This window comes from Sporosarcina sp. 6E9 (assembly GCF_017921835.1).
Classification (GTDB): domain Bacteria; phylum Bacillota; class Bacilli; order Bacillales_A; family Planococcaceae; genus Sporosarcina.
In genome coordinates, this window is sequence record NZ_JAGEMN010000001.1 from 1 (window position 1) to 19,920 (window position 19,920).

Below are 19,920 nucleotides of genomic sequence, written 5' to 3' on the forward strand. Positions count from 1 at the left end.
CCTCAGAGAAGATGAGGTTGATAGGTCCGGGGTGTAAGTGCGGCGACGTACGTAGCTGACGGATACTAATTGATCGAGGACTTAACCTATTCAAGTTAAAAGGGTTTGATTGACCCTGATTTGTGAAAAGATTATTCGTTTTATTCAGTTTTGAAATAACAAGTAAATTATTTTTCAAAAAGGCTTGTATTTATTTCAAAAGTTGTTATAATGAATATTGTCGTTAAGTTAGCGATAAAAAAAGTCTGGTGGCGATAGCGAAGAGGTCACACCCGTTCCCATATCGAACACGGAAGTTAAGCTCTTCAGCGCCAATGGTAGTTGGGGGCTTCCCCCTGCAAGAGTAGGACGTTGCCAGGCTTGTACATTCATTACATAGTTAAATTGAACGAAACCTTATATGAGTGATTTCTATAAAACTCATCAACAACTTACCCAGGAGGATTAGCTCAGCTGGGAGAGCACCTGCCTTACAAGCAGGGGGTCGGCGGTTCGAGCCCGTCATCCTCCACCATTCAATTCTAGATCTTGAAACAACGCCGGAGTAGCTCAACTGGTAGAGCAACTGACTTGTAATCAGTAGGTTGAGGGTTCAAGTCCTTTCTCCGGCACCACTTTCGAGCCATTAGCTCAGTTGGTAGAGCATCTGACTTTTAATCAGAGGGTCACAGGTTCGAATCCTGTATGGCTCACCATTTTATGACTTGCCGTCATATTAATCATGCGGGTGTGGTGGAACTGGCAGACACGCTAGACTTAGGATCTAGTGCCTTCGGGCGTGGGGGTTCGACTCCCTTCACCCGCACTTAGTTTTTAATGCGGAAGTAGTTCAGTGGTAGAATATCACCTTGCCAAGGTGGAGGTCGCGGGTTCGAATCCCGTCTTCCGCTCCATTGATTTGCCGGGGTGGCGGAACTGGCAGACGCACAGGACTTAAAATCCTGCGGTAGGTAACTACCGTACCGGTTCGATTCCGGTTCTCGGCACCATTTGTTTTTCCGTAAAAAGTTTTTTATGCGCCCGTAGCTCAATTGGATAGAGCGTCTGACTACGGATCAGAAGGTTGTGGATTCGACTTCTGCCGGGCGCGCCATTAATTTCATAACAATTTCGGGAAGTAGCTCAGCTTGGTAGAGCACTTGGTTTGGGACCAAGGGGTCGCAGGTTCGAATCCTGTCTTCCCGACCACTTTTCGGGGCCTTAGCTCAGCTGGGAGAGCGCCTGCCTTGCACGCAGGAGGTCAACGGTTCGATCCCGTTAGGCTCCACCAATTATTTTCAGTAATTATATTACCTATCAACTTATCTAAATATCCTGGCGGCGTAGCTCAGCTGGCTAGAGCGTCCGGTTCATACCCGTAAGGTCGTGGGTTCGACTCCCTCCGCCGCCATCATAAGGACCTTTAGCTCAGTTGGTTAGAGCAGACGGCTCATAACCGTCCGGTCGCAGGTTCGAGTCCTGCAAGGTCCACCATCTTAAATCTCGGAGGAATACCCAAGCCTGGCTGAAGGGACTGGTCTTGAAAACCAGCAGGGGTGTTAAAGCCCGCGGGGGTTCGAATCCCTCTTCCTCCGCCATTTTTAATCAAAATGGTGAAATGAATTAAAGTAATTTAATAAGTCGAAACAAAGTAATTACAATACTATTATCGCGGGGTGGAGCAAATCGCATAACGAAGAATGCGATTAACACCGACAGCGCAGCGTAAGGTGTCAAACATACCAAGTGCGTATATAAACAAAGTAATTACAATACTATTATCGCGGGGTGGAGCAGTGGTAGCTCGTCGGGCTCATAATCCGAAGGTCACAGGTTCAAATCCTGTCCCCGCAACCAATTCTTAAAAACAACATAATTTCCAACTTAGTTAAAGATCTACGCAGCGTAAGGTGTCAAACATACCAATGCGTATATGAACAAAGTAATTATAATATTATTGTCGCGGGGTGGAGCAGTGGTAGCTCGTCGGGCTCATAATCCGAAGGTCACAGGTTCAAATCCTGTCCCCGCAACCAAATGGTCCCGTGGTGTAGCGGTTAACATGCCTGCCTGTCACGCAGGAGATCGCGGGTTCGATTCCCGTCGGGACCGCCATTATGTATTTAAATACATAGTCTTATGAAAAGAAATTCAGCACAAATCAAGTATGGCTCAGTAGCTCAGTCGGTAGAGCAAAGGACTGAAAATCCTTGTGTCGGCGGTTCGATTCCGTCCTGAGCCACCATTTAGCGAGTGTAGTTTAATGGCAAAACCTCAGCCTTCCAAGCTGATGATGAGGGTTCGATTCCCTTCACTCGCTCCAATATGGGCCTATAGCTCAGCTGGTTAGAGCGCACGCCTGATAAGCGTGAGGTCGGTGGTTCGAGTCCACTTAGGCCCACCATTCCGCAGTAGCTCAGTGGTAGAGCAATCGGCTGTTAACCGATCGGTCGTAGGTTCGAATCCTACCTGCGGAGCCATTTATACGGGGAAGTACTCAAGTGGCTCAAGAGGTGCCCCTGCTAAGGGCATAGATCGCGTAAGCGGTGCGAGGGTTCGAATCCCTCCTTCTCCGCCATATTTGTTTGGCCCCTTGGTCAAGCGGTTAAGACACCGCCCTTTCACGGCGGTATCACGGGTTCGAATCCCGTAGGGGTCATAAAACAATATTAAAAAGCTGCTTCATTTACTGTGTATCCCTCAGTAAACGAAGTAGCTTTTTTTGTTATTTAGGAATTCTTCGTATTATTTGTTACACTTTTACCTACGATATTATCCATTCTAGATGTGTCGTCCTCATCATGATCATTATCATCCATGTAAGTCTGTTTTTCACTATCAATAAAGTCTGAAGGCGCATCGGAGGTTCCAAACTCAGCGACTTCTTGAAAACTGTTCTCATAATCAATTGCACGTGGATCTCTCGTACTTTCAAATGGATTTTCAACTTCATTTATAGCTACATCTTCTCCAGCGGATTGTTCTTTGGTTTCGGCATGTTCAACACAAAGAGTAGTATAGGGTACTATAAGTAGCCGCTCAAAAGGAATGTCCTTCTGACATACTTTACACTTTCCGTACGAACCATCAGCCATTGCTTCTAATGCAATATCAACCTTACCTAATTCTGATTCTGCATGTTCATGAAGGGCTAAATCCTTTTCTCTGTCATATAAAGCGGTACCCATATCAGCTGGATGATTATCATAAGAAGATAGTTCACCTAATGATTCTTTTTCACTATCTTGGGGATATGTTTCCTTTTCATGTACAGTTGATTTTTCCTTAAGACTTAACAGTTCTTTTTTTAATATAGAAAACTCTTTTTCAGATAACATTATAGATCCCAACCTTTTCATATTTTTAGTAGTATATCCATCTTATTAACACTGATTCCCTATTTAGTGGTTAGGTAAAACATTAATAAAAAAAACTATCCAATTTAACTGGGTTTAATCAGTTTTTGGATAGCTGAAAAATTATAAAAGATGACCTATAAGAATACCAATGCCCAGTAATAAACCAAATAATGTGTTTGTGATTGCTGTTTCCTTCATTGCAGGAGCAACTTCCAGTGGTTGAAGATATTTTTTGAAAACCGAAATGGCGATGATTGGTTTTGGGATACTTAGTAGTACAAGTAAAGCCCAAGGTGTTAGATGATCAAAAATAATGAGTCCGACTATCCAAAGATAGGATACGATAAAAAACATAAATAGGATTGTAATGGCTTGGGAACGTCCAGCAAGAATTGCCAGGGTCTTCCTACCACTTTTTTTATCACCTTCAAGATCCCGAATATTGTTTGCCATCATTATCGCTGCTACAAGTAACATGCTAGGGATTGATAATAAGATTGCCTCTGTGGTAACCGTTCCAGTTTGTATGTAGAAGGCAATAAGGATTAAAAGCATTCCCATGACTACGCCTGAAACAAGTTCGCCAAACGGTGTATAGGCTATTGGATAAGGTCCTCCTGTATAAAGATAACCAATTAGCATAGAAACCAACCCAACGAGCGCAAGTCCCCAAGAGGTTTCCATACATATGTAAATACCTATAAGTATTGAGACTCCGTATAATAGAAAAGCGAGATTAAGCACTGTTTTTGGTTTAACGCCATTGCGTACAATAGCCCCGCCAATTCCAACAGACTTTTCAGTATCAAGACCTCTTTTGAAATCGTAGTATTCATTAAACATATTTGTCGCCATTTGTATAAAAACACTTGCGACCAGCATTGCAATAAATAATGGAAAATGAATGGCCTCATATGTTAAAGCAATCATTGTTCCTAAAAATACAGGGGCAAAAGCAGCTGTCAACGTATGAGGTCTAGTCAATTGCCACCAAATACGCCAACCAGTGTCGGCTTTTATAGTTTGTTGCAAAATAATTCTCTCCTTATTATCATATTCACCTTACTTATTATACGCTAAATTGGAGCTTCTGGGTATGCGATACGCTTATTATAGGAGCTGATGTGGTAGAATAGAGACATGAGTTTTTTTAATGGGTTTATTAAGAGTGATGTATTTTACTACTTCCTGGAGGGAAGAAAATGAGTCGAAAAACAACTGTAACAAAAAATATTGGAAAGACTGATACGACTTCTGATTATCGTTTTTTTTCAGAGACAATCGAAATTGCACGGATATCTCCACTTTCATTTTTGGAAGCGGGAAGTGCAGATCATAAAGAAAAACATTTTTATTGGCAAAACGCTAATCGAACACTAACAATTGTTGGTCTTGGTCACGCTAAAGTAATAACTAGTGCTGAAGATGACAAACGTTTCCTTGATGTTTCAAAACAGTGGAAGGAATTATGTGCGGTCTTGATCAAAGAGGAGAAAGATATTGCACCTGTACTATTCGGAGGTTTTTCTTTCGATCCAAAAAGCCTGAAAGCCTCCGAATGGGATGGGTTTCCGTCTGCATATTTTGTCGTACCTTCTTATCAACTAATTAGTAAGAATGGTCAAATGTTTATTTCGATTAACTTGATTACAACTGCCAGCAATGCGGTTGAAGAATTCGATGCATTACGGGATGAGCGCGATCGTTTAATTCATATTGCAGAAGTAAATGAATTTGCGTCTTCGATAAAGCCGATTGTTAGTAGTGTAGATGAAATTAAGAAAGATTCTTATCTAAAAGCCGTTCAAGATGTAACTGATCAAATTAACAAAGGTGAAGCGGAGAAAGTTGTGATTGCGCGTTCATTGCAAATGAATTTTGAACAGGAAGTATCGAGTGTCGCTGCACTTCATCATATTACTAGCGAGCAACAAGAAAGCTACCACTTTGGATTACAAAAGGATGGTCAGTTATTTTTTGGGGCGACGCCCGAGCGTCTGATTGAAATTGTTGGCGGACAAGCTTATTCAGCATGTGTAGCTGGGTCTATTAAACGCGGAAAAACTGCTACAGAAGACCGGGAACTAGGAGAAGAGTTATTAAATGACGATAAAAATCGTGAGGAACATCATTATGTAGTTAAAATGATTTCTAATGTATTTAATGAAAATTGTACCGATGTTTCAATGCCTAAAGCACCTAAACTAATGCGGATACGTGATATTCAACACTTGTTTACCTCTATTGAGGGTAAGCTAAAGAGTGGAACGGATATATTTAATTTAGTTGAAGAGCTTCATCCTACACCTGCACTGGGTGGTGTCCCTACAAATAAAGCAATGGAAGTGATTCGTCGCGAGGAACAGATGGACCGTGGCTATTACGCTGCGCCTATTGGTTGGACGGATAGCGATGGAAATGGTGAGTTTGCGGTTGCGATACGTTCTGGATTGCTCGACGGAGATAAAGCATATTTATATGCTGGCGGTGGAATTGTCGCCGATTCAGAACCGCAAAAAGAATATGACGAAACTTGGGTTAAGTTCAGACCCGTTTTACGGGCGCTTGGGGGAAAATTGAATGGTTAACAAGAAATCCTTGACGAATTATGTACGTCGCATGACAAGTGCATTAATGAATGCGGGCGTGAAATCAGTTGTGATTAGTCCGGGGTCAAGGTCTACTCCTTTGGCTTATGCATTTGCGTCAACGAAATCACTGAATGTCTATATGCAGGTAGATGAAAGATCAGCAGGTTTTTTCGCACTTGGATTAGCAAAAGCAAGCGGTGAACCTGTTGTTCTCCTTTGCACGTCGGGAACGGCTGCATCGAACTATTTTCCTGCGGTTACAGAAGCCCATTATGCGCGTATACCGCTGATTGTGATTACAGCTGACCGTCCACATGAATTGCGAGAAGTTGGTGCGCCACAAGCGATTGATCAAATTCAGTTATACGGAAATCATGTGAAGTATAGCGTTGATTTACCCTTGGCAGAGGACAATACGGATGTAGATGATTTTATAGTACGTCATGTACAACGTGCAGCCTCTGTTGCACTTACCGCACCATACGGGCCGATTCATCTAAATGTACCATTTAGAGAACCGTTGCTCATTGATTTTGAAATGGACATACCGACTTCAACATTTATCCAACGTATGAAGGGGAATGATTTATTAGATACTTCTATCATACACTTCGTAAATGATATCTTAAATAAAACTGAAAAAGGTTTACTCGTTATTGGGGAGTTGCCAATCGGTATCAATACTAAGTTGTTTTGGAATTTCGCAAAAGCTTTGAACTGGCCAGTTTTATGCGATCCACTTTCAAACCTGCGTGCAAAAGTTCCCACGAATTGTATGGACCTTTGTATTGATAACTACGATGCACTGTTAAAAAGTAATCGATTCAAAGAAAAGGCAATACCCGATACTGTTATTCGCTTAGGTGCACAACCTGTATCAAAGCCATTATCACTCTTCTTAAAAAATGTAAGACCTAATACTGTTGTATTAATTGACGAATCACCAGAGTTTCGAGATCCACTAGGTATTGTCACACACCATATCCAATCATCCATTGAGGCATTCCTTCAAATTGATGTTCAAAAAGAGGACAGCGCATACGTGAAAACCTGGGTTCAGGCAAATGATGAAGCAAGCGTAGTATTGGAAAATTCATCAGGTAGTGACGAGGGAGCTTATACCCAAATGCTACTTAGTAATTTACCGGACAAATCAGATCTGATTAGCGGTAGCAGTATGCCAATTCGTGATGTAGACACTTTCTTCGATAAAACTGAAAAAGACATTACCATTTTTGCAAATCGTGGTACGAATGGGATTGATGGTGTTGTTTCGACTGCATTGGGAATTCAGGCTGCACGACAACGTCCATCATGGTTACTAATCGGTGATTTATCATTTTTGCATGATGTGAATGGGCTCATTGTGTCGAGATTCCATGAAACGGATTTAACAATCGTCATTATGAATAATGACGGCGGCGGTATATTTTCTTATTTGCCACAAGCTGAATCCGGCAATCATTTTGAAAGGCTTTTCGGCACGCCGACAGGTTTAACGTTTGAACATATTGCGGCCATGTACGATGCACAATACAGTTCGATTGAGTCGATAGAAGAATTTGAACAAGAATTGGCTCAAGATAAAAAGAAGAATATCCGTATTATCGAAGTATTTACAAATCGTAAAGAGAATGTGATAGCACACCGCACGCTTTGGAATGAAATTACGAAAAGAATTGATTCCATTGAATGAAATGCTTATTCCGATAAATGGAATCGTTTATAATGTTAGGCGAAGTAACAATACAGATTTGCCGGTTATTGTCTTTTTACACGGCTTTACGGGAAGTACGGATACCTGGTCTGAAATAATCGGCTTATTAAAAGGGAAATATCATACGGTGACTGTCGATTTAATTGGTCATGGGAAAACAACGGCGCCATTGGATCCAAGTCGTTACTCGATGGAAAAGCAAGTTGCTGATTTGGAAACATTGTTTAGCCAATTAAACCTTTCAAAATTTACGCTAGTAGGGTATTCAATGGGTGGTCGGATTGCATTAAGCTATACGATTAACCATCCCAAACGTGTCGCATCTTTAATTCTTGAAAGTTCGACGCCTGGATTAGAAACTGAGCGTGAACGAATCGAACGAATGAACAAAGATAAAATACTTGCGCAAAAAATTTGCAGTGAAGGTATCCTATCATTTGTTGAGTTTTGGGAGGGTATTCCGCTTTTTGATACGCAAAAGAAGTTGTCAACGGAACAACAACAAAAAATACGCACTGAACGTTTATCGCAGAATGCAGTTGGCTTAGCTAATAGCTTGCTTGGAATTGGGACAGGTAGCCAGCCTTCGAATTGGACTAGGCTTAAGGAAATAAACACGCCTGTGCTACTAATTACCGGGGAAATCGACAAGAAGTTCGTTAAAATTGCCCAGGAAATGAAAAAACTACTCTATCTTGCAAATCATTATGTTGTAAATGGTGCAGGGCATGCAATACATGTGGAAAAACCGACTTTATTTGCTACAATGATAGAGGAGCATATTAAAAAGTTAGTATTAGAGGAGGAAAAGTAATGACTCGTCAATGGGAAACTTTACGTACATATGAGGATATTAAATACGAAAAGCACAGTGGTATTGCTAAGATTACGATTAACCGTCCTGAGGTACGAAATGCATTTCGTCCGAAAACAGTTACTGAACTAATCGATGCATTTTCACGTGCGCGTGATGATGAAAGCATCGGTGTAATTGTATTAACTGGAGAAGGTGAAAAAGCATTTTGTTCGGGTGGCGATCAACGAGTTCGCGGTCACGGCGGTTATGTCGGAGAAGATGAAATTCCACGTCTGAACGTTCTTGACTTACAACGTTTAATCCGTGTAATTCCTAAACCGGTTGTCGCAATGGTTGCAGGCTTCGCGATTGGCGGAGGGCATGTTTTACATGTTGTTTGTGACTTAACAATTGCTGCAGACAATGCAATCTTTGGTCAAACAGGACCGAAAGTAGGGTCGTTTGATGCTGGCTATGGTTCAGGTTATCTTGCACGCATTATCGGTCATAAGAAAGCGAGAGAAATTTGGTTCTTATGCCGTCAATACAATGCACAAGAAGCGCTTGATATGGGGCTTGTAAATACTGTTGTCCCATATGAGCAATTAGAAGATGAAACGGTTCAATGGTGTGAAGAAATGCTCTCAATGAGCCCGACAGCATTACGTTTCGTTAAAGCAGCTATGAATGCGGACACGGATGGTCTTGCGGGTCTACAACAAATGGCTGGAGACGCAACATTACTGTATTACACAACGGACGAAGCTAAAGAAGGCCGCGATGCGTTTAAAGAAAAACGTAAACCGGATTTTGGTCAATTCCCACGCTTCCCATAATTTAATAGAACAACGAGCTGCCCGCGTATATGGGCAGCTTTTTCTAAATGGAAGGTGATTATGTTGATACCTAATTGGCTGAAACAACGCGTTTATTTAACGCCGCATAAAACTGCGTTGACCTATAATGACGAAAGTTGGACTTTTAAACAAGTAGAAGAAAAGTCGATGACGCTTGCGCGTAAATTAAGAGCGAACGGTTTACAAAGTGGAGACCGTATCGCATTACTCGGTCCTTCCAATGATGAGATGGTCTTTATCATCCATGCATGTATGCTCCTTGGACTTGAAATTGTCATGTTGAATAGTCGCTTGACGAAAAAAGAAATAGCATGGCAAGTTGCGGATTCAGCAGCATCAGTTGTGCTCGTTGCGGATGAGTTAGAAAGCAGCTTAAGTGATTTAACAACTTCTACGTTATCTTTTCCCAGTATTCAATCGAGTGACGAAAGTACATTTGAAGTCGAGGAAACCTGGGATTCAAACCGGACGATTACGATTATGTATACCTCGGGGACGACCGGATTTCCGAAAGGTGTTAGACAAACAGCGAATAATCATACTTCAAGTGCGCTCTCTTCTGTGTTGAATTTAGGTCTAGAGGAAAATGATGTTTGGCTTTGCTCAATGCCTCTATTTCATATCAGTGGTTTTTCAATTCTTGTCCGTTCGGTTCTTTATGGGATGGAAGTGAAACTTTATGATAAGTTTGATGCTGAAAAAATATATAATGATATTCAACAAGGGCTGGTGACACGAATTTCGGTGGTCTCGGTTACGTTGGATAAGATCCTACGTGAATTCGAGAAGCATGGAACTGTCGCACATAGTTCGTTTAAAACGATGCTCGCGGGTGGTGGACCTGTTCCGATTGACTACTTGGAAAGAGCGCAAACTTGCGGTATTCCAGTGCTGCAAACATATGGAATGACGGAGACGAGTTCTCAAACTGCAACGCTCTCCTCACAAGATGCGATCCGAAAAATTGGGTCTGCAGGGAAACCGTTATTTTTTAATCAAATAAAAATTAATGACACAGAAAATTCGATGGAAAATGGGGAAGTTTATGTTCGAGGCCCACATGTTACACCTGGTTATATCGGACATGTTGCGAGTCAAAATCCATTCATCGATGGGTGGCTTCCAACTGGAGATATCGGTTATTTTGATGACGAAGGTTATTTATATATTGTTGATCGACGTTCTGATTTGATCATTTCAGGCGGCGAGAATATTTATCCTGCTGAAATTGAAAATGTACTGTCGGCGCATCCGCTGATTTCTGAGGCCGGTGTTTGCGGAAAAGGTGACGAACATTGGGGAAGTGTACCGATTGCGTTTGTCGTTGTAACAGAAAATGTGTCGGAGGAAGCGTTGAAGGTATTTTGCAGGGAAAGACTTGCTGCGTATAAAGCGCCAAAAGAATTTTATTTCGTTGAAGCGTTGCCGCGTAATGCATCCAATAAATTACTACGGCGGGAGTTGAAGGAATGGGTGGATTCACAATAAGAGAAATTCGTCTGTATCGTGTTTTGGTTCCCTTGAAAAATCATTTTTCAACTCATCTGCAAACTGTGAAAGAACGTGAAAGTATTTTTGTTGAGATGGTTGATTTGGAAGGGGAAGTTGGACTGGGCGAGTGTGTGGCATTTTCGTCGCCTTGGTATACGGAGGAAACGGTGCAAACTTGTTGGGACGCGCTTGTTAACTGGCTTATTCCTGCATTAGTAGACAAGGAATTTACACATCCGTCCGAAGTAAGTGCCGCGTTTTCACATGTAAAAGGAAATCGAATGGCAAAAGCTTGTTTGGATCAAGCAGCTTGGGATTTATTTGCGATGAAAAAGGATTTGCCTTTGTGGAAACTTTTAGACGGTGTTCGGAATGAAATCGATGCTGGTGTCGTATTGACAGGCGGTGTTGATGATCGGATGGTTTCGTCGGTCCGAAAAGCACGAGATGCTGGTTATAAGCGAGTGAAATTGAAGATTGATGCGGACACGAATCCGGTGGAATTAAAAAAACTTGTTGATTCTTCTGCAGACATGTTGTTCTTTGCAGATGCCAATGGAATTTTTGACAAGCTTGGACTTGATGCGCTAAAGAGGTTTGATCAAGCGGGATTGACTTTAATTGAACAACCATTTGGCGATGACGAATGGGCTATGCATTGGAAGGCTGGACAATCTATGGAGACGCCGATAGCGCTGGATGAAAGTATTCGGTCCGTATTAGACGCGGAACGCATGGCGACGAGCGGTGTGGGGTCAGTTGTCGTGTTGAAACCGGGACGAATTGGTGGGACGACTGAGGCGCTGAAGGTGATTGAAATTGCGAAAGAGAATGACTTGGCCATCTGGATTGGCGGCATGATTGAATTCGGGATATCGAAAGCCCACAATTTGGCGTTGGCATCACTTCCACAGTTTTCACTGCCTGGTGATTTTAGTGCATCGACTCATTTTTGGCATGAAGACCCAGTAGAACCTTCAGTCGAAATAGAAAATGGTGTGATTAAACTTTCGAAACGACCAGGTATTGGTGTGAATTTAAATAAAGAGCTTGTTGAAAAATATTTAATAGAATCGTATTAAAAAACAGGACTGTCCAAATTGGACAATCCTGTTTTAGTTTCCGCTTAATGCTGTTTTGAGGGTTTGGATATTGTATTCCATTAAAGAAAAATAATCTTCGTTGTTTTTAATATCCTCTGTAGTCAATACGCCAAGATTGTGCAGCATTAACGATTCTGCGCCAATTTCTTTTCGGATAACGTCTGTTAGTTTCGACGACACGTTTTGTTCAAATAAGATATATTTAATATTATTCGCTTTCGCATCTTCGACAAGTGACGCTAATTGTTTTTGGGAAGGCTCGCTTTGAGAATTCAATCCCGCAATCGCGATTTGTTCAAGACCGTACGTATCCGCAATATATCCAAAGGCTGCATGCGACACAAAAAATGTTTTTGTAGGTGCATTTGAAGCCATTTCGATAAATTGACGATCAAGTTTTAGTAAGTCGTTTTGTAATGCTTCATAGTTTTTTTCAAATGCCGCTTTTTTGTCAGGCGCTATTTCAATTAATGATTCTTTAATTGAGTAAGCGAGTGCATCACTTAAAATTGGTGACATCCAGACATGCGGATCCAAATCTCCGTGATGATGATCTTCTTCTTCATGACTATCCTCGTCTTCGTGTCCAAGCATTTCTTCTGTGATTGCATCTGCTGTTGCGACCATTTTTACATGTTCATTTTTCATCGTCTTTTCAGCGTTTTCAACAAAACCTTCAAGACCTAACCCAATATAAAAGAATAAATCCGAATCGGCAAGTGCAATCATATCTTTTTGTGTAGGATCAAATGTATGTTCATCAGCACCTGGTGGGTAGATTGATTGGACAGTAACCACATCGCCACCAATTCGCTCTGCAAAATATTGAAGTGGATAGACAGTGGTTTTAATGATAATTTTATTAGCATCATCTATGTCTGTTTTATTACAGGCTGCTAATGTAAATAGCACCAAGGTTAGTAGTGAAATGATAAATAGTTTTCTCTTTTTCAAATGAATGAGTCCTCCGTTTTTCTAAATAGTAATCGTTACGATTTGGAATGATTACTTTTTATCATACAAGAATAGGCATAATTTCGCAACACAATTGCAAAATAAAAAAGTTCAGCATATAACTGAACTTTTATGTGTTTTTTGACTTTTTGTCAGGAACTGGATCATAGCCGCCTTCATGGAATGGATGGCATTTGGAAATACGGCGAATGGCTAACCACGAGCCTTTTAATGCGCCGTGTGTCTCAATCGCTTCAAGACCATAATTCGAACAGGTCGGGTGAAATCGGCATGAAGGCGGCATCAAAGGTGAAATCGCTTTTTGATATATTTTAATGATCCCTTTTAGTAGTTTTTTCATATCATTTCTCCTTAATGTTTATTGTAGGTCCGATTGTGGTAAATTAACAGTGAGACGAATTATATAAGGAGAGATGTTTTTATGTCAACGGAACTTATTAAAGAAATGAACGTACAGGTTTCAACTTGGTCAGTCATGTATACGAAATTACACAATTATCATTGGTATGTAAAAGGCCACCAATTTTTCACATTGCATGAGAAATTCGAGGAATTATACAACGAAGCGACTGCTCATATGGATGAAATCGCGGAACGAATTTTAACACTAGGTGGAGATCCTGTTGCAACGTTGCAGGAACATTTGGAGCAATCGGTCGTAAAAGAGGCTAAAGGTGATGAAAAAGCTGATAAAATGGTCGCGACAATTGTCGATGACTTCAGCTCGATTATGGAATCACTTAAAAAAGGCATGGACGAAGCTGCTAAAGTTGGCGATGACATGACTGAAGACTTATTGAATGCGACGTATCAAAGCATTGAGAAACATCAGTGGATGCTGAATGCATTCCTTGGTGAAGACAATAGTTAATTGATAAGAACATGTGTCCCAGATAATTGGGATGCATGTTTTTTATTTTATGGACCATCCTATCAGTTAAAAAGGATGGTTTTTTCATGGAAAAATACAATATGTACGTTTCAGTTACAGATCAGAAAGTGTACCATTACCCAGATGATTCATTATGGGATTATCAAGTGACAGTTCCACGAGAGTATGTGCCGATATTCCACGAATTATTTAAACAGACGAGTGATCTTGAATTTCGTAACTTTTTACGAGCGCATCTTCCTTTTATTCCTTATCATTATGACAAACAAAATGACCAAATCGATACGCGAACAAAAAAAGTGTATGCGTTAATTCATGAATTCACTGATAATGAGTCAAAATTATTTATTGAACAACTGCCTTATTTCCGTTGAATCAAATCCTTTCGTTCGCTACACTGAATAAAAGGACGTGATTTCAATCCTGAATTTCAAAGATTTAAATGGCGCACAGGTCGATCTGACATTCGGAGAAAACCGATTTGGAATGGAAGCTCGACATGTGCTCGTTGTATTAAAATATAATGGAAAATGGTTGCTGACCCGACATTCTAGCCGTGGGATTGAATTTCCAGGTGGCAAGGCGGAAGTAGGGGAAACGATTGAAGCGGCGGCTATTCGTGAAACAATCGAAGAAACGGGCGTGACGATCACGAATCTGGTGAAGTTTGCCGAATATGTCGTTCAAAGTAATGTGACATTTTGTAAAGCTGTATTTACGGCGGATGTTGTACATATTGAAAAGAATCCTGTACTCCATGAAACTGAAGGTGCTGTTTGGATGACAGATAAGGAATTGACTGATTGTGATTCGTTAAGTTTCCATATGAAAGACGATGGGATGACGGCAATTCGAAAGTGGGTGGAAGCATATGAGAAGCGACGGAATGGTTGAAAGTAGGCGGCTTTATCCTTCCCCAAATCCACATGTGCGGCTTGAGGAAATCACTTATTGGTCGGATGGTTTGAAAGTGAAAGGCTTGCTTGCAGAACCGATTGCTGATGGAAAGTATGAAGGCATTATTTATTTGCGGGGCGGCATTCAACATGTGGGGATGGTGCGACCGGCGCGTATGGCGCAATTGGCTTCGAATGGATTTGTTGTGTTTGCACCTTACTACCGTGGTAATCGCGGCGGGGAAGGGCGCGATGAATTTGCGGGAGATGATCGCCTGGATGCGGTGAATGCGGTTGATGTTTTGAAACAGCAGTCGAAGACAATCGCTGATCGCATTCATCTATTGGCGTTTTCTCGCGGCGGCATTATGGCACTTTGGACGGCAATTCTTCGTGAAGATATTACTTCTGTTGTCATGTGGGCAGGTGTGTCTGACGTTGTGTTTACCTATCATGAACGTGTAGATTTAAGGCGAATGATGAGGCGTGTGATCGGGGGGACCCCGAATAATAATCCGGATGCTTATCGTGAGAGAACTGCACTGTTTCGAATCAAAGAACTTGATGCGCGTGTTTTAATTATCCACGGTAAGCTTGATGAACATGTTTCTATTGAACAGGCAAGGTTATTGGAAAATGCCCTTCGTGAACATAATAAAGACTATGAAACTTGGTATTTTCCGGAGTTTACACATTATATTCCGCCTGTGAAAAATGCAGAAATTGTTCGGGATCTTTGTGCGTGGATGAGAAGACAGGGGAAGTAAGGTGATGTCCATTGCTTTCTGTTCCGGGCGAAGGCTTTCCTGTGGGATGCAGGTGTGTATTGCTAGGTGAATAGTCCCGACTTGCAAGCAAAGTCATTTAAGTGCAAGCAAATGGTCGATTAGTGCAAGGAACCCCGCCCGGTGTGCAAGCAAACTAGAGTTAGGTGCAAGCAAACCCCATCAGAGTGCAAGCAAATTAAGAACATGGTTATTATCTCTGAAAAAGTGTAGATTTATTGGATTATTATTCAATTTTCGTGTTATTGAAAAGCGATAAGGAGGTTTGGTTTTAAGATGAGCAAAAGAACTAAAAGAACTATTTTGATTTTAGGGGTTGTTTATGCGGTTGCGACTCTGATCTTGAATAATGTCCTGCAAACTGCTATTGGGGGATTTATGATGACGTTAAGTTTCTTGGCATTAGTAGTGGCAATTGTTAGTGCTATCTATTACATAATTAAGTATTCCATCAAACAATTTATTTATAATCGAAAGAATCGGAAAAGCATTGAATAATTCATAAGAGCCATTGAATAAAAAAAGTAGATGAGGGGATTCATTTATAATCGCCTCATCTACTATTTTTTTTGCTGTTATGCAGTTGGTCCGCCTTTTTGGATGATTTCTTCTGAGACGGTGCCGAATTTTTTGAAGTTTGTACGGAATCTATCTGCTAATTCGTTTGCTTTTTTATCGTAGGCAGCTTTATCGGCCCAGGCATTGCGTGGGTTTAGGATTTCAGATGGAATGCCTTCGATTGTTTTTGGCATGTGAAGACCAAATACGCTGTTATCTTCAGTTTCGACATCATTTAATTGTCCAGCGAGTGCTGCGCGTACCATTGCGCGTGTGTATTTCAATTCCATACGCTTTCCTACGCCGTATTCGCCGCCGGTCCAACCCGTGTTTACAAGAAATACTTGTGCGCCGTGAACGTCAATTTTCTTTCCAAGCATTTCAGCGTAAACTGTTGCATGTAATGGAAGGAAAGGTGAACCAAAGCAAGTTGAGAATGTGGCTTCTGGTGATGTGACGCCGCGTTCAGTTCCAGCGAGTTTCGATGTGAAGCCGCTAAGGAAATGATACATCGCTTGTTCTTTCGTTAATTTTGAAATTGGCGGTAGTACGCCGAACGCGTCCGCTGTCAGGAAGACAATTGTGTTTGGGTGTCCTGCGACAGATGGTGAAACGATATTATCAATGTTTTCGATTGGATAAGCTGCACGTGTATTCTCCGTTAATGAACCGTTGTCATAATCAGGGATCCGCGTTACCGGATCAACAACTACGTTTTCTAATACCGAACCAAAACGAATCGCACCAAATATTTCAGGTTCTTTTTCCCCCGATAAATTAATGCATTTCGCATAGCAACCGCCTTCAATATTAAAGACCCCATTATCGGACCAACCGTGCTCATCGTCACCAATTAGTTTACGATTCGCATCCGCGGAAAGTGTCGTTTTCCCGGTGCCGGAAAGGCCAAAGAACAATGCGACGTCGCCATCTTCACCAACGTTAGCTGAACAATGCATCGGCATGATACCGTTTTCAGGAAGCAGATAGTTCATAATGGAGAAAATGGATTTCTTCATTTCACCAGCATATTCAGTACCGCCAATCAGAATAATACGCTTTTCCATGTTAACGATGATGAAAGTTTCAGAGTCCGTTCCGTCGACTTCTGGGTCTGCTTTAAATGTTGGTGCCGAGATGATTGTGAATTGTGCATCATGCGTTTCAAGTTCTTCTTGAGTCGGTCGTATAAATAATTGATGGACAAACAAGTTATGCCAAGCATATTCATTAACGACTTGAATTGAAAGACGAGATGCGTGATCCGCACCGGCAAATCCTTTGAAAACAAATAGTTCATCTTTTAATTGTAAATAGGAAATTACTTTTTCATATAATGAATCAAAAATTTCTGCAGAGATTGGACGGTTTACAGCTCCCCAATCGATTTTATCTTTTGAAGAAGCTTCTTCAACGATGTACTTGTCTTTGGGAGAACGACCCGTATATTTTCCTGTCTGCGCCGTTACTGCACCATCTGCAGTTAATAGAGCCTCACCACGTGAAATTGCTTTTTCCACTAGTTGTGGAACTGAAAGTTGTACATTCACGTTGCTGCCAGATAGAAGATTCATAAGCTCGTTACCAATTTTCGCTGAAATCATAGATTTGTCCCGTCCTTTTTAAGTTAGTCCCATGATTAAGGGTGGTTTGTCATCACATTCATTAATTAGTATAACACATTTAAAATAATAAACTATACTACTTAGAAGTGCAACTACAAATAATAAAGAAATTTGACTTATTTGATACAGTTTCGTAAAATGTACTATTGAACGGATACTCTTATCCCGAGCTGGTGGAGGGGCAGTCCCTATGAAACCCGGCAACCTGCATGAACCTATAATGTTCATGCAAAGGTGCTAAACCTGATGCAAGGTGAAACTCCTTGGATGATAAGAGTGAAGGGTGCTTTGAAATTACGCCTTTCCTCATGTAAAAACGTGAGTGAAAGGCTTTTTTAAATATGTTTACCCTTTATCCTCGTGTGCAAAGCTCGTAATGGTGATGAAAGCCATTCCCCTGTATGATTTGGGGCTTGACATGGGAAAATGAGTACCGTATCAATCTCGTAGGATATAAGGAGGAAATAATATGACAAACCGCCGTCTGTTTACGTCAGAATCAGTGACAGAGGGACATCCGGACAAAATGTGTGATCAGATTTCTGATGCCATTCTGGATGCAATTTTAGCAGAAGATCCAAATGCACGTGTCGCATGTGAAACGACCATCACAACAGGGCTCGTTCTTGTTGCTGGTGAAATTACAACGACAACATATGTTGATATTCCAAAAGTAGTTCGAGAAACCGTAAAAGAAATAGGTTATACTCGTGCGAAGTTTGGTTTTGATTGGGAAACTTCTGCAGTATTAACTGCAATTGACGAACAATCAGCAGATATCGCTGCTGGTGTAGACCAGGCACTTGAGGACCGTGAAGGTTCAATGTCCGATGAAGACATCGAGTCAATTGGCGCAGGAGATCAAGGACTAATGTTCGGATATGCTTGCAATGAAACACCGGAACTCATGCCGCTTCCGATTAGTATGTCACATAAGCTTTCAAAAGAGCTGGCGAGAGTGCGAAAAGAAGAAATTCTTTCGTATTTACGTCCAGATGGCAAGACACAAGTGACTGTAGAATATGATGAAGACAATAAACCATTACGAATAGACACAATCGTTATTTCAACTCAACATGATCCGGAAGTAACGCTTGAACAAATTCAGCAAGATATTAAAAAATACGTAATTGAACCGATTGTACCAGCGGATTTAATAGATGCAGATACTAAATATTTCATCAATCCAACAGGACGTTTTGTTATTGGCGGCCCACAAGGTGATGCAGGACTTACGGGACGCAAAATCATTGTCGATACATACGGCGGATATGCGCGTCACGGCGGGGGCGCATTTTCTGGAAAAGATGCGACAAAAGTTGACCGTTCAGCTTCTTATGCGGCACGTTATGTTGCGAAAAACATCGTTGCGGCAGGTCTCGCCGATAGTTGTGAAGTTCAACTTGCTTACGCGATCGGTGTTGCACAGCCTGTATCGATTTCGATTAATACATTCGGAACAAGCACAGTAGAAGAGAGCAAACTTGTCGAAGTTGTTCGTGAGTTATTCGACCTTCGTCCAGCCGGCATTATTAAAATGCTTGACCTTCGTCGTCCGATTTACAAACAAACAGCTGCTTATGGTCACTTTGGCCGTACGGATATTGATCTTCCGTGGGAACAAACTGATAAAGCTGAAGCTTTGAAAGAACTAGCTAATAAATAAGAAAAGCGTTAGAAGCGGGGATGTCCCACTTCTAACGCTTTTTTATATTGGTGTGCAGGAAGAAAAAATTTATTTCTGCAACCGCTTATAATACTGTCCTTTTTCAGCGTACTCTCTTACAACGCGCGCCATATCCGCCCGGTCTTCGTCATTTAATTCGCGGACGACTTTTGCTGGGGAGCCGAGTGCTAACATGTTTGGAGGAATCTTTTTTCCTGGTGGCACTAAACTGCCGGCTCCGATGAATGCACCTTCGCCGATTTCGGCCCCGTCTAAAATAATTGAACCCATGCCGATCAGCGCGCCTTTTCTTATTGTGCAACTATGTAGTGTTACTTGGTGTCCTATTGTTACTTCGTCTTCAATAATCAGTGGAAACTTTGGGCTTTGATGAAGGCAACTTAAATCTTGGATGCTAACTTTTTTTCCAATGATAACGGGTGATACGTCGCCGCGAATGACGGTGTTAAACCATACGCTCGATTCAGCGCCGATCGTCACATCCCCCGTAATTGCTGCGTAATCTGCGATGAAAACTGATGGATCGATATTTGGTGTTTTATCTTTATAAGGGTAAATCAAATATTTTCTCCTCTTTTCCTTCTGTAGTGTATAATCATCATAACAAAG

General features: G+C 41.4%; 18 protein-coding genes, 21 tRNA genes, 2 rRNA genes and 1 riboswitch. Of the genes, 35 read left to right on the plus strand and 6 right to left on the minus strand.

The features are described from left to right. The 23 genes from J4G36_RS00005 to J4G36_RS00115 all read left to right on the plus strand — a co-directional run. Window positions 1-89: ribosomal RNA gene (locus tag J4G36_RS00005) — 23S ribosomal RNA — on the plus strand; the annotation flags it as partial. 155 nt (window positions 90-244) lie between these two features. After that, window positions 245-360 (plus strand): 5S ribosomal RNA (gene rrf, locus J4G36_RS00010). Window positions 361-438: 78 nt separating this feature from the next. After that, window positions 439-514: transfer RNA gene (locus J4G36_RS00015), tRNA-Val, on the plus strand. 24 nt (window positions 515-538) lie between these two features. Further along, window positions 539-614, plus strand: a tRNA-Thr gene (locus tag J4G36_RS00020). A 5-nt stretch (window positions 615-619) separates the two neighbouring features. Further along, a tRNA-Lys gene (locus J4G36_RS00025) sits at window positions 620-695 on the plus strand. Window positions 696-723: 28 nt separating this feature from the next. Beyond that, window positions 724-805: transfer RNA gene (locus J4G36_RS00030), tRNA-Leu, on the plus strand. Between the two features lie 13 nt (window positions 806-818). Beyond that, window positions 819-893, plus strand: a tRNA-Gly gene (locus tag J4G36_RS00035). A gap of 7 nt (window positions 894-900) precedes the next feature. Beyond that, window positions 901-989: transfer RNA gene (locus tag J4G36_RS00040), tRNA-Leu, on the plus strand. A gap of 27 nt (window positions 990-1,016) precedes the next feature. After that, window positions 1,017-1,093, plus strand: a tRNA-Arg gene (locus J4G36_RS00045). A gap of 18 nt (window positions 1,094-1,111) precedes the next feature. Beyond that, a tRNA-Pro gene (locus tag J4G36_RS00050) sits at window positions 1,112-1,188 on the plus strand. Between the two features lie 6 nt (window positions 1,189-1,194). Continuing rightward, a tRNA-Ala gene (locus tag J4G36_RS00055) sits at window positions 1,195-1,270 on the plus strand. A 46-nt stretch (window positions 1,271-1,316) separates the two neighbouring features. Further along, a tRNA-Met gene (locus J4G36_RS00060) sits at window positions 1,317-1,390 on the plus strand. Between the two features lie 6 nt (window positions 1,391-1,396). Then, a tRNA-Ile gene (locus tag J4G36_RS00065) sits at window positions 1,397-1,473 on the plus strand. Between the two features lie 11 nt (window positions 1,474-1,484). Further along, window positions 1,485-1,577 (plus strand) — tRNA-Ser (locus J4G36_RS00070). A gap of 184 nt (window positions 1,578-1,761) precedes the next feature. Then, window positions 1,762-1,836, plus strand: a tRNA-Met gene (locus tag J4G36_RS00075). 104 nt (window positions 1,837-1,940) lie between these two features. Beyond that, window positions 1,941-2,015 (plus strand) — tRNA-Met (locus J4G36_RS00080). Window positions 2,016-2,018: 3 nt separating this feature from the next. After that, a tRNA-Asp gene (locus J4G36_RS00085) sits at window positions 2,019-2,094 on the plus strand. 54 nt (window positions 2,095-2,148) lie between these two features. Beyond that, window positions 2,149-2,224: transfer RNA gene (locus J4G36_RS00090), tRNA-Phe, on the plus strand. A 4-nt stretch (window positions 2,225-2,228) separates the two neighbouring features. Beyond that, window positions 2,229-2,302, plus strand: a tRNA-Gly gene (locus tag J4G36_RS00095). 4 nt (window positions 2,303-2,306) lie between these two features. After that, window positions 2,307-2,383, plus strand: a tRNA-Ile gene (locus tag J4G36_RS00100). 1 nt (window position 2,384) lies between these two features. Beyond that, window positions 2,385-2,459: transfer RNA gene (locus J4G36_RS00105), tRNA-Asn, on the plus strand. 7 nt (window positions 2,460-2,466) lie between these two features. Continuing rightward, window positions 2,467-2,557 (plus strand) — tRNA-Ser (locus J4G36_RS00110). 9 nt (window positions 2,558-2,566) lie between these two features. After that, window positions 2,567-2,638: transfer RNA gene (locus J4G36_RS00115), tRNA-Glu, on the plus strand. 70 nt (window positions 2,639-2,708) lie between these two features. Here the strand turns inward: J4G36_RS00115 and J4G36_RS00120 are convergent. After that, window positions 2,709-3,338, minus strand: coding sequence for a TraR/DksA C4-type zinc finger protein (locus J4G36_RS00120; protein ID WP_210467817.1), 630 nt, complete (start codon window positions 3,336-3,338; stop codon window positions 2,709-2,711). Window positions 3,339-3,458: 120 nt separating this feature from the next. Further along, on the minus strand, window positions 3,459-4,370 hold the full coding sequence (locus J4G36_RS00125) for a 1,4-dihydroxy-2-naphthoate polyprenyltransferase (RefSeq protein ID WP_210467818.1): 912 nt from the start codon (window positions 4,368-4,370) through the stop codon (window positions 3,459-3,461). A 170-nt stretch (window positions 4,371-4,540) separates the two neighbouring features. On the opposite strand from J4G36_RS00125, the gene J4G36_RS00130 reads away from it, so the two are divergent. Genes J4G36_RS00130 through menC form a run of 6 tightly spaced genes read left to right on the plus strand, consistent with a single transcriptional unit; the run spans window position 4,541 to window position 11,872 of the window. Then, entirely contained in the window at window positions 4,541-5,926 is a 1,386-nt protein-coding gene (locus J4G36_RS00130) for an isochorismate synthase (RefSeq protein ID WP_210467819.1), read from the plus strand. Then, window positions 5,919-7,625, plus strand: a complete 1,707-nt coding sequence (gene menD / locus J4G36_RS00135) for a 2-succinyl-5-enolpyruvyl-6-hydroxy-3-cyclohexene-1-carboxylic-acid synthase (protein WP_210467820.1) — start codon at window positions 5,919-5,921, stop codon at window positions 7,623-7,625. Before J4G36_RS00130 ends, menD begins: the two co-directional genes overlap by 8 nt. Continuing rightward, on the plus strand, window positions 7,591-8,460 hold the full coding sequence (menH, locus tag J4G36_RS00140) for a 2-succinyl-6-hydroxy-2,4-cyclohexadiene-1-carboxylate synthase (RefSeq protein ID WP_246880341.1): 870 nt from the start codon (window positions 7,591-7,593) through the stop codon (window positions 8,458-8,460). Before menD ends, menH begins: the two co-directional genes overlap by 35 nt. Continuing rightward, a complete protein-coding gene (gene menB / locus J4G36_RS00145; RefSeq protein WP_210467821.1) occupies window positions 8,460-9,278 on the plus strand; it encodes a 1,4-dihydroxy-2-naphthoyl-CoA synthase in 819 nt (272 codons plus the stop codon). The genes menH and menB overlap by 1 nt, the downstream gene beginning before the upstream one ends. Window positions 9,279-9,338: 60 nt before the next feature. Continuing rightward, the gene (locus J4G36_RS00150; RefSeq protein WP_210467822.1) at window positions 9,339-10,787 is read left to right on the plus strand and encodes an o-succinylbenzoate--CoA ligase; all 1,449 of its coding nucleotides are present in this window, start codon (window positions 9,339-9,341) and stop codon (window positions 10,785-10,787) included. Beyond that, window positions 10,769-11,872, plus strand: a complete 1,104-nt coding sequence (menC, locus tag J4G36_RS00155) for an o-succinylbenzoate synthase (protein ID WP_210467823.1) — start codon at window positions 10,769-10,771, stop codon at window positions 11,870-11,872. Before J4G36_RS00150 ends, menC begins: the two co-directional genes overlap by 19 nt. Before the next feature lie 33 nt (window positions 11,873-11,905). Here menC and J4G36_RS00160 read toward each other — a convergent pair whose 3' ends face one another. Then, window positions 11,906-12,847, minus strand: a complete 942-nt coding sequence (locus J4G36_RS00160; RefSeq protein ID WP_210467824.1) for a metal ABC transporter solute-binding protein, Zn/Mn family — start codon at window positions 12,845-12,847, stop codon at window positions 11,906-11,908. A gap of 130 nt (window positions 12,848-12,977) precedes the next feature. After that, window positions 12,978-13,208, minus strand: a complete 231-nt coding sequence (yidD, locus tag J4G36_RS00165) for a membrane protein insertion efficiency factor YidD (protein WP_210467825.1) — start codon at window positions 13,206-13,208, stop codon at window positions 12,978-12,980. Between the two features lie 81 nt (window positions 13,209-13,289). Here yidD and J4G36_RS00170 point away from each other — a divergent pair, with 81 nt between their 5' ends. The 5 genes from J4G36_RS00170 to J4G36_RS00190 all read left to right on the plus strand — a co-directional run bounded on the left by J4G36_RS00170 (window position 13,290) and on the right by J4G36_RS00190 (window position 15,939). Beyond that, complete coding sequence (locus J4G36_RS00170; RefSeq protein WP_210467826.1) at window positions 13,290-13,739, plus strand: Dps family protein; 450 nt, start codon at window positions 13,290-13,292, stop codon at window positions 13,737-13,739. An 86-nt stretch (window positions 13,740-13,825) separates the two neighbouring features. Further along, entirely contained in the window at window positions 13,826-14,134 is a 309-nt protein-coding gene (locus tag J4G36_RS00175) for a transposase (RefSeq protein WP_210467827.1), read from the plus strand. A gap of 37 nt (window positions 14,135-14,171) precedes the next feature. Further along, a complete protein-coding gene (locus J4G36_RS00180; RefSeq protein ID WP_368668701.1) occupies window positions 14,172-14,654 on the plus strand; it encodes an NUDIX domain-containing protein in 483 nt (160 codons plus the stop codon). Beyond that, the gene (locus J4G36_RS00185; RefSeq protein WP_210467828.1) at window positions 14,632-15,423 is read left to right on the plus strand and encodes an alpha/beta hydrolase family protein; all 792 of its coding nucleotides are present in this window, start codon (window positions 14,632-14,634) and stop codon (window positions 15,421-15,423) included. The genes J4G36_RS00180 and J4G36_RS00185 overlap by 23 nt, the downstream gene beginning before the upstream one ends. A 294-nt stretch (window positions 15,424-15,717) precedes the next feature. Beyond that, window positions 15,718-15,939, plus strand: a complete 222-nt coding sequence (locus tag J4G36_RS00190) for a hypothetical protein (protein ID WP_210467829.1) — start codon at window positions 15,718-15,720, stop codon at window positions 15,937-15,939. Window positions 15,940-16,016: 77 nt separating this feature from the next. Here J4G36_RS00190 and pckA read toward each other — a convergent pair whose 3' ends face one another. Next, window positions 16,017-17,603: a phosphoenolpyruvate carboxykinase (ATP) gene (pckA, locus tag J4G36_RS00195; RefSeq protein WP_210467830.1), complete on the minus strand. Its 1,587-nt coding sequence runs from the start codon at window positions 17,601-17,603 to the stop codon at window positions 16,017-16,019. Window positions 17,604-17,781: 178 nt separating this feature from the next. Beyond that, window positions 17,782-17,901: riboswitch (SAM riboswitch) on the plus strand. A 192-nt stretch (window positions 17,902-18,093) separates the two neighbouring features. On the opposite strand from pckA, the gene metK reads away from it, so the two are divergent. Continuing rightward, window positions 18,094-19,290, plus strand: coding sequence for a methionine adenosyltransferase (gene metK / locus J4G36_RS00200; RefSeq protein ID WP_210467831.1), 1,197 nt, complete (start codon window positions 18,094-18,096; stop codon window positions 19,288-19,290). 69 nt (window positions 19,291-19,359) lie between these two features. Here the strand turns inward: metK and J4G36_RS00205 are convergent, their stop codons facing one another. After that, entirely contained in the window at window positions 19,360-19,872 is a 513-nt protein-coding gene (locus J4G36_RS00205; RefSeq protein WP_210467832.1) for a gamma carbonic anhydrase, read from the minus strand. Window positions 19,873-19,920 lie beyond the last annotated feature (48 nt).